This is a genomic window from Streptomyces sp. W16, assembly GCF_033194735.1.
Lineage (GTDB): Bacteria > Actinomycetota > Actinomycetes > Streptomycetales > Streptomycetaceae > Streptomyces.
This window is the reverse complement of sequence record NZ_JAWOAI010000426.1, coordinates 1-8,867: the sequence shown is the minus strand read 5'-3', so window position 1 is coordinate 8,867 and position 8,867 is coordinate 1. Positions and strand designations below refer to the sequence as shown.

The following is an 8,867-nucleotide window of genomic DNA, read 5'->3' as shown; positions in this document are numbered from 1 at the left end:
GCTGCGGGCCGTACTGGCGGCCTCGGTGCTCGTGGCGTCCGCAACGGCCGCCGCCGCCCCGGTCCGGGCGGACGGCAAGCCCCGGCCCCGGGCCGTCGACGATCTCGCGCGGTACGTCAACCCGTTCGTCGGCACCGCCCCCGGCGGCCCCGACTTCGGACACGGCGGCGGCGCGGGCAACACCTTCCCGGGAGCCTCGGCCCCGCTGGGCGGGATGCAGTGGAGCCCCGACACGGTGACCTACCAGCACGGCGGCTACTCCTACGGCGACAACCGCATCCGCGGCTTCAGCCTCGCGCACATCTCCGGAGCCGGCTGCGCCGCCTACGGCAACGTGCCCTTCATGCCCACCCAGGAGATCGCGCCCCCGGCCTACTCCACCTTCTCGCACGCCAACGAGCAGGCGGCGCCCGGCAGTTACCACGTCACCTTCGACAACGGCATCGGCACCGACCTCACCACCACCCAGCGCTCGGGCATCGCCCGCTTCACCTACCCGGCGGCCGACACCCGCCCCGCCGCGGTGAGCATCGACGCGGCCAAGGCGTTCACCGCGGCAACCGGATCGGTCGACATCGGTACCGACACCCTGTCCGGCTACAGCGACAGCGGCGCCTTCTGCAAGTCCAAGAACCGCTACCGGCTCTACTTCCACGCCACCTTCGACCAGCCCTTCGCCAAGTCCGCCCACCCGGACGGCAAAGCCGGCGCGGCCATGGTCACCTTCGCCCCCGACGTGCGCACCGTGACCGCCCGGGTCGGCGTCTCCTTCGTCGACGTCGAGGGCGCCCGACGCAACGCGCTCACCGAGCAGGCTGCGCAGTCGTACGACACCGTCCGGCAGGCCGTCCGCGCCGACTGGAACACGTGGCTGAACCGCGTCACCGTCGGCGGCGGCACGGACGCCCAGCGCCGGGTCTTCTACACCGCGCTCTACCACGCCCTCCTGCACCCCAGCGTCTTCAGCGACACCGACGGCCGCTACACCGGCATGGACGGGCTCGTCCACCGCACCCGCACCGGGCATGTGCAGTACGCGAACTTCTCCGGCTGGGACGTCTACCGCTGCCAGGTCCAGCTGCTGGCGCTGCTCGCCCCGCGCGAGGCCTCCGACATCGCGCAGTCCGTCCTCAACCAGGGCCTCCAGGCCGGGTACTTCGACCGCTGGACCCTCGCGAACGGTGGCAGCGGCGTCATGGTCGGCGATCCGCTGCCCGCCATCGCGTCCGCGATCCACGCCTTCGGCGGCACCGACTTCGATGCCGACGTCCTGCTGCGCACGGCCCTCGCGGACCGCCAGGACGACCGTCAGCGCCCGGGACACGTGCAGTACGACACCCTCGGCTACGTCCCCGCCGGCACCAAGGGGGTGTGGGGTTCGGTCTCCACCACCCTCGAATACGCCGTCGCCGACTACGCGCTGGCCCAACTCGCGCACAGGCTGGGGGACTTGACCGCCTACAACACCTTGCTGCGTGCTTCCGGCAACTGGCGCAACCTCTTCAATCCCGCCACCGGATACCTCCAGTCCCGCGCCGCCGACGGCACCTGGCCGGCCTTCACCCCGGCGCAGAAGACGGAGTACGTGGAGGGCAACGCGGCCCAGTACACCTGGATGGTGCCGCAGGATCTGCCCGGACTGTTCGCGGCCATGGGCGGCGACGCCGCCGTCACCACCCGCCTCGACACCTTCTTCACCAGCCTCAACGCGGGTGCCTCGGAGCCCTACGCCTACCTCGGCAACGAGCCCTCCTTCGGCACCCCTTGGGCGTACACCCACGTCGGCCGCACCGACCGGGCCGGGGCCGTCGTCCAGCGCGCGCTGTCCACGCTGTTCAGTGACGCACCCGGTGGCCTCGTCGGCAACGACGACCTCGGCGCCATGTCCTCCTGGGCGGTGTGGGCGAGCCTCGGCCTCTACCCCGAGGTCCCCGGCACCGCCCAACTCACCCGCACCGCACCCCTGTTCACCACCGCCACCGTCCACCGGGGTGACGGCACCTCGCTCACGGTCGGCGCCGCGTCGCCCAAGCACGCACCCCGGCAGTCGCCCAGGCACTCACTCCGGTAGCGGGCTCCGCACGCGGCGGGCCGCGGGTCCGGGAGCGGCCGTCACCTCGGTCGGTGCGAGTGCGCCGTGCGGTCCGTCGCACTCCACCACCACCCGTACCGGCGCGCCGCACGCGGTGTGCCGGACGTCCAGGACCTGGCCCTCGGGGTCGGCCGCATATGTCTCACCCCACTGCCGCAGGGCCATGAGGATCGGCCACAGATCGCGGCCCTTTCCCGTCAGCCGGTACTCGTTGCGCGTCCGGCTCCCCGCCTGCTGGTAGGGCACGGTCGTCAGGATGCCGGCCGCGACCAGCTTGCGGAGCCGGTCGGACAGCACCGCGTCCGAGAGCCCGATATGACGCCTGAAGTCGTCGAAACGGCGGACCCTGATGAAGGCGTCCCGCAGGATCAGCAGGGTCCACTTCTCGCCGACGAGATCGAGCGTGCTCTGGACCGGACAGTTCTCCGTGCTCACATCGAGCCATTCCATGCCGCCACCATAGCCAGCTGGCTCTGTCATTGACAGTCAGCTGCGACTGGATCTAGCTTCTATTGAAGAAGCCAGCTGAGGAGGCACTACCGCATGGGACGGTCACGTACGTACGAGTGGCAGGATCCGGGGATCTCGGCAGCCGCCGTAGGAAAGACCACGGGTCTGGAATTCCTGCGGGAAGTGCTCGCCGGACGGCTCCCCGCGGCGCCCGTCGGCGCCACCATGAACTTCACCGTCGACGAGGTGGAGTACGGGCGCGCGGTGTTCTCCCTGATTCCGGGGGAGGAGCACTACAACCCCATCGGCAGCGTGCACGGCGGGGTCTTCGCCACCCTGCTCGACTCGGCGGCCGGCTGCGCGGTGCAGTCGACGCTCCCGGAGGGCATGGGCTACACGTCGCTCGACCTGTCCGTGAAGTTCCTGCGACCGGTCACCGCCGACACCGGGCGGATCCGCGCCGTCGGCACCGTCCTCAACGGCGGACGACGCACCGCGCTCGCCCAGGCCGAACTGCTCGACGAGAAGGACCGGCTGCTCGCCCACGCCACCAGCAGCTGCCTGCTGTTTCCCGTCCCCTGACCGTCCCCTGACCGGAAACAGTCGTGGAAGAGGAGTCCGCCTGTCCCCCGCGCAGGCGGATCCGTACCGTCAACTCCCTTGATCCTCACGGTCTCAGGCCTTGCCGGCGCGCTGTGAAGTCTGCCGCAAGTCGCTGCACGAACGGGATCCCGCGCGGTTGTGGCCGCTGGTCGCCGCGGCGCTGCCGGGCCTGTGCGGGGGCGAGGCGCTGATCTACAAGCTCGACGAGTGGACGGACCGGAGCGGCGCGATGGGGCTCTCGCCCGCCGCCGCGGCACACTTCGGGCGGATCGACGACGAGGCGATGACGGTGCTGCGCCGGGGCTGTCCCTTCGCGGACCACTACTTCACGGCCGGGGCCGTCCGCCGCCCCGGAACCGCCCACCGGGTGGCCGGGAAGGGGTGGGCGGACAGCCGCACCGCGGGCACGATCAGCCGCCTGATGGACGCCGACCACGTCCTGGCCAACCCGCTGCCGGGCACGGCCACCCCGGTCACCGGCGCCCTCGTCTACCGGGCCGGCTCCGACTTCACCGAGGACCACGTCCGGGCCGCCGAGCTGATCCAGCCCCTGCTGGCCGGCGTGGAACAGCAGCGGCAACTCCTCGAACGCCGGCACGCCACCCGGACACCGCCCGAGATACCCGAGGACTGCCGCCTCACCCCCCGCCAGGTCACCGTCCTGCTGCTCCTCGCCGACGCCCTCACCGCCTCGGCCATCGCCCACCGCCTGGGCATCTCCGTGCGTACGGTCCACAAGCACGTCGAGAGCCTGTACCGGAAACTGGGCACACGCGACCGGGTGAGTACGGTGCTACGGGCGCAGGAGATCGGCCTGCTCCCACCCCGCACGGGACGCTGACCGCCCGAGCCGCCGCACCGACAGGAGCTCACCTTCGTGACGTACGACATCACCGCCCTGCGCGCGCAGTTCCCCGCCCTGAGCACCGGGACCGCCCACTTCGACGGCCCCGGCGGCACCCAGACACCCCGGCCGGTCATCGAGGCCATCACCCGGGCGCTCTCGAACCCCCTGTCCAACCGCGGCCAGGTGACGGCGGGGGAGCGCAACGCCGACACCATCGTCACCGGCGCCCGCGAGGCCATGGCCGACCTCCTCGGCGCGCACCCCTCCGGCATCGTCTTCGGCCGCAGCGCCACCCAGCTCACCTACGACCTCGCCCGCACCCTCGCCACGACGTGGGCGCCCGGTGACGAGGTCGTCGTCACCCGCCTCGACCACGACGCCAACATCCGCCCCTGGATCCAGGCGGCCGAGCTGGCCGGCGCCACCGTCCGCTGGGCGGACTTCGACCCGGCGACCGGTGAACTGACCCTCGACCACCTCCGCGCCACCCTCTCCGACCGCACCCGGCTGGTCGCCGTCACGGCCGCCTCCAACCTGATCGGCACCCGGCCCGCGATCCCCGAGATGGCCCGCCTCGCCCACGAGGTGGGAGCGCTGTTCCACGTCGACGGCGTCCACTACACCGCGCACGCCCTGGTCGACCTCGGGCAACTCGGCGCCGACTTCTTCGTGTGCTCGCCGTACAAGTTCCTCGGCCCGCACCTCGGCGTCCTCGCCGCCCGGCCCGAACTGCTGGAGACCCTACGGCCGGACAAGCTCCTCCCCTCCTCCGACGCCGTCCCCGAACGCTTTGAACTCGGCACCCTGCCCTACGAGTTGCTCGCCGGGACCAGCGCGGCGGTCGACGTCCTCGCGGGCCTCGACGCGGGGGCCACCGGGAGCCGCCGAGAGCGGTTGACGGCCAGTCTCGCCGCGCTCCACCGACACGAGGAAGTCCTGCGCACGAGCATCGACCTGGGACTCGCCGCCCTGGACGGCATCACCGTCCACTCCAAGGCGGCCGAGCGCACACCCACCGTGCTCCTCACCTTCGACGAGGCCCTTGGCGCGCACGGCACGCAGGACGCCTCCCGCTTCCTCGCGGAACGCCACGTCCACGCACCCTCCGGCTCCTTCTACGCCATCGAGGCCTCCCGCCGGCTCGGCCTGGGCGACTCCGGCGGCCTGCGCATCGGCCTCGCGCCCTACACCGACACCGAGGACGTCGACCGACTCCTGACCGGACTGGAACTGTTCTTGAAGCGGCCGTAGGGATGACGGAAAAAAGAAGTGCCCATTGACGGGTTAATGATGGATTCGACCCCTTCAGCAATGCCCCGCGCCGCGCCTACTGTTACGTCCAGGTGAACGGCCTGGTCGTCGGCCCGCAGTGCGGCATCGGCTTCGAGATCCACGGCACCGACGGCTCGGTCACCCGGCAGCCGGTGCCCGCGGTGCAGGGCGCGAACTTCGGTCGTACGGTGCGGAGTTGATGGTATGACCGAGCATGCCGTAGTGGCCCTCGGGCCCGTCGATACCGGTCGCCGACCCCGACTGGAAACTCAGAAAGGCCACAGCATGACCACCTCCCCCCTGAACAGGATCGCCGGTGCCCCCATCTCGTGGGGCGTCTGCGAAGTACCCGGCTGGGGCTACCAGTTGACGCCCGAGAGGGTGCTGAACGAGATGCGCGAGGTCGGTCTGGCCGCCACCGAGTTCGGGCCCGAGGGCTTCCTTCCCGCCGCGCCGGACGCCATGGCCCGCACCCTCGCCGACCACGACCTGCACGCGGTCGGCGGCTTCACCCCGCTGCTGCTGCACGTGCCCGGCCACGACCCGCTGCCCGAGGCCGAACAGCTCCTGGCGGGCTACGACGCCTCGAAGGCGGAGGTGCTGGTCCTGTCGGCCGTCACCGGCCAGGAGGGCTACGACTCGCGCCCCGAACTCGACGCCGACGGCTGGAAGTTGCTGCTGTCCAACCTCGACCGGCTCGCCTCGCTCGCCGCCGAACGCGGAGTGCGGGCCGTCCTGCACCCGCACGTCGGCACGATGATCGAGAACGGCGACGAGGTCCGGCGCGTCCTGGAGCACTCGGCGATCTCCCTCTGCCTCGACACCGGCCACCTCCTCATCGGCGGCACCGACCCGGCCGAACTCGCCCGGCAGGCGCCCGAGCGGATCGCCCACACCCACATGAAGGACGTGGACGCCTCCCTCGCCGCCAAGGTCCAGGACGGACAGCTCAGCTACACCGACGCCGTCCGCAAGGGCATGTACCGCCCGCTGGGCGCCGGAGACGTGGATGTGGAGGCCATCGTCACCCACCTGAGCGCCCGCGGCTACGACGGCTGGTACGTACTGGAACAGGACACCATCCTCACCGAGGAGCCCAAGGCGAAGGGCCCGGTCGAGGACGTGTGGGCCAGCGCCGAGCATCTGCGCACGGTACTGCGCGGCGTCGCGTAGCCGAATGCGGGCCTGATGTGCTTTTGATGTGTTCCGAGGGATTGACCGATGCACCAAGGCCATTTCAGAATGCCGGAGCGATCGGGCGCCGCGTCTTTTCCGAACATGAGGAATCCAGGAAACAGAAATGACCTCCGACGAATTTCTGGCCACTTGTTGGACGACGGCAGGCGACACCGCTCCGGATGAGGAGGACCAGCGCAGTCCGCTGAACCTGCGGGAACGGGTGGAAGCGGCGCGCGAAGCCGGATTCACCGCCTTCGGACTGTTGTACGCGGACCTGGTGGAAGCCGAGCGCGAGTACGGAATGGCCGGCATCCGGTCGCTCTTCGCGGACAACGGGATCAGCCACGTCGAGTTGGAGCTGCTGACCGACTGGTGGGCGGACGGACCCCGGCGCGCCGCGTCGGACGAGGCCCGGGCCGGCTTGCTGAAGGCCATCGAGGCGCTCGGCGCCCGTACCTTCAAGATCGGCCCCGACGTGGCGGACGAACCCTGGGAACTCGACGTCTGGGCAAAGGAGTTCGCCGTACTGGCGGCGCAGGCCGACGGGGTCGGCGCCCGGCTCGGCGTCGAGCCGCTGCCCTGGTCCAACCTGAAGACCGTGCACGACGGACTACGGCTCGTCGAGGCCGCCGGTCACCCGGCGGGCGGCCTCATCATCGACATCTGGCACACCGAGCGCGCCCACACCCCGCCCGCAGAACTGGCGGAGGTGCCCGGCTCGCGGATCGTGGGCGTGGAACTCAACGACGCCGACAGTGCCGTCGTCGGCACGCTCTTCGAGGACACCGTCCACCGCCGACGTCTGTGCGGCGAGGGCTCGTTCGACCTGCCCGGGGTCATCGCCGCGCTCCGCACGGCCGGCTTCCGCGGCCCGTGGGGCGTGGAGATCCTCTCCGACACGCACCGCGCGCTGCCGGTGCGGGAGGCCGCCGCTGCGGCATATCGGAGTGCCGCGGCACTCGTGAACTAAAAAAGGCCACAGGGGTGGCGGGAACGAAACCACGGTCGTTCTCGCCGCCCCTGTTTTCATTTCCATTTCGATGTACGAGGCACGTTTTGGCCGGCGCCGAGAAATTGTTCAGACATCTTGGCGTGATGGATAAATGATGTCATTACAAGCGTTGACCCTCGGGGTGGCGTGACGGTTCTATCTCGGCATAAGCAACAGCCGTGTTAACGGCATGTGATCCGCTGCAGCACAGTGAGGTGCCGGAAAGATGGACCGTACATCCCACCCCCGCTCCCGCAGAATCGTCCCCGTCGTCGCCGCGGCTGCGGCCGCCGCACTGCTTGTGGCGGGCTGCTCCAGCAGCTCCGGCGGCAAGCAGTCCGATGACAGCGGGGCCGGTGTCTCGGCAGGCAAGGCCACCACGCCCCGTATGACGGTCGCGATGATCACGCACGCGGCCCCCGGTGACACCTTCTGGGACACGATCCGCAAGGGCGCCCAGGCCGCCGCGGCCAAGGACAACGTCAAGCTCGTCTACTCCAGCGACCCCAACGGGCCCAACCAGTCCAACCTGGTGCAGAACGCGATCGACCAGAAGGTCGACGGCATCGCGGTCACCCTCGCCAAGCCCGACGCCATGAAGTCCGTGGTAGCCACGGCCGAGAAGGCCGGCATCCCGGTCGTCGGCTTCAACACCGGCGTGCAGGACTGGAAGAAGCAGGGCCTCCTCGAATACTTCGGCCAGGACGAGAGCATCGCCGGCGAGGCATTCGGCCGCAAACTCAACGCGGCCGGAGCCAAGCACACCATCTGCGTGATCATGGAACAGGGGCAGGTGGCCCTGGAGGCCCGCTGCGCCGGCGTGAAGAAGACCTTCACCGGCAAGACCGACATCCTCTACGTCAACGGCACGGACATGCCGTCGGTGAAGTCGACGATCAGTGCCAAGCTCACGCAGGACAAGACCATCGACTACGTGACGACGCTCGGCGCCCCGTTCGCGATGACCGCCATCCAGTCCATCGCCGATGCCGGCAGCAAGGCCAAGCTCGCCACCTTCGACCTCAACAAGGACGCGGTCGGCGCCATCAAGTCCGGCAAGATCCAGTGGGCCATCGACCAGCAGCCGTACCTCCAGGGCTACTTGGCGGTCGACTCGCTGTGGCTGTACAAGACGAACGGCAACTACAGCGGCGGCGGTCAGGAGCCCGTGCTGACCGGCCCGGCCTTCGTCGACAAGACCAACGTCGCGAAGGTCGCCGAGTTCGCCGCCAAGGGAACACGGTGACGCCCAGGACCCAGATCACGGCCCAGCCGGCGACGGACTCCCCGTCGCCGGCTGGGCCGTGCCCAGCACACCGATCCGCAGCGGTTCGTCCGTCGTCATGCGCGTACCTCTTCGAGTCGTACCGGGCTCCTTATGCCGGGGTGCGGCTCAGTCCTGGCCGCCGAAGACGTTCTGGTCCCAGTCGATG

9 protein-coding genes are annotated in these 8,867 nt (G+C 70.1%); 8 read left to right on the top strand and 1 reads right to left on the bottom strand.

Annotated features, from left to right (window positions below):
- The first annotated feature begins 1 nt into the window (after position 1).
- Complete coding sequence (locus R6V09_RS38875; protein WP_317886192.1) at positions 2-2,071, top strand: GH92 family glycosyl hydrolase; 2,070 nt, start codon at positions 2-4, stop codon at positions 2,069-2,071.
- Here the strand turns inward: R6V09_RS38875 and R6V09_RS38870 are convergent.
- Positions 2,060-2,542 carry a winged helix-turn-helix transcriptional regulator gene (locus tag R6V09_RS38870; RefSeq protein WP_317886191.1) on the bottom strand — a complete coding sequence of 161 codons (483 nt, stop codon included), beginning with the start codon at positions 2,540-2,542 and terminating at the stop codon, positions 2,060-2,062. The genes R6V09_RS38875 and R6V09_RS38870 overlap by 12 nt on opposite strands.
- Before the next feature lie 93 nt (positions 2,543-2,635).
- On the opposite strand from R6V09_RS38870, the gene R6V09_RS38865 reads away from it, so the two are divergent.
- The 7 genes from R6V09_RS38865 (at position 2,636) to R6V09_RS38835 (ending at position 8,680) form a co-directional block, all read left to right on the top strand.
- Positions 2,636-3,124: a PaaI family thioesterase gene (locus R6V09_RS38865; RefSeq protein ID WP_317886190.1), complete on the top strand. Its 489-nt coding sequence runs from the start codon at positions 2,636-2,638 to the stop codon at positions 3,122-3,124.
- Between the two features lie 100 nt (positions 3,125-3,224).
- Complete coding sequence (locus tag R6V09_RS38860) at positions 3,225-3,986, top strand: helix-turn-helix transcriptional regulator (RefSeq protein ID WP_317886189.1); 762 nt, start codon at positions 3,225-3,227, stop codon at positions 3,984-3,986.
- 36 nt (positions 3,987-4,022) lie between these two features.
- Entirely contained in the window at positions 4,023-5,243 is a 1,221-nt protein-coding gene (locus R6V09_RS38855) for a cysteine desulfurase-like protein (protein WP_317886188.1), read from the top strand.
- A 92-nt stretch (positions 5,244-5,335) separates the two neighbouring features.
- The gene (locus R6V09_RS38850; protein WP_317886187.1) at positions 5,336-5,464 is read left to right on the top strand and encodes a hypothetical protein; all 129 of its coding nucleotides are present in this window, start codon (positions 5,336-5,338) and stop codon (positions 5,462-5,464) included.
- 85 nt (positions 5,465-5,549) lie between these two features.
- A complete protein-coding gene (locus R6V09_RS38845; protein ID WP_317886186.1) occupies positions 5,550-6,437 on the top strand; it encodes a sugar phosphate isomerase/epimerase family protein in 888 nt (295 codons plus the stop codon).
- A 127-nt stretch (positions 6,438-6,564) separates the two neighbouring features.
- Positions 6,565-7,413, top strand: coding sequence for a sugar phosphate isomerase/epimerase family protein (locus tag R6V09_RS38840; protein ID WP_317886185.1), 849 nt, complete (start codon positions 6,565-6,567; stop codon positions 7,411-7,413).
- 247 nt (positions 7,414-7,660) lie between these two features.
- Positions 7,661-8,680, top strand: coding sequence for a sugar ABC transporter substrate-binding protein (locus R6V09_RS38835; RefSeq protein WP_317886184.1), 1,020 nt, complete (start codon positions 7,661-7,663; stop codon positions 8,678-8,680).
- The last annotated feature ends 187 nt before the right edge of the window (positions 8,681-8,867 follow it).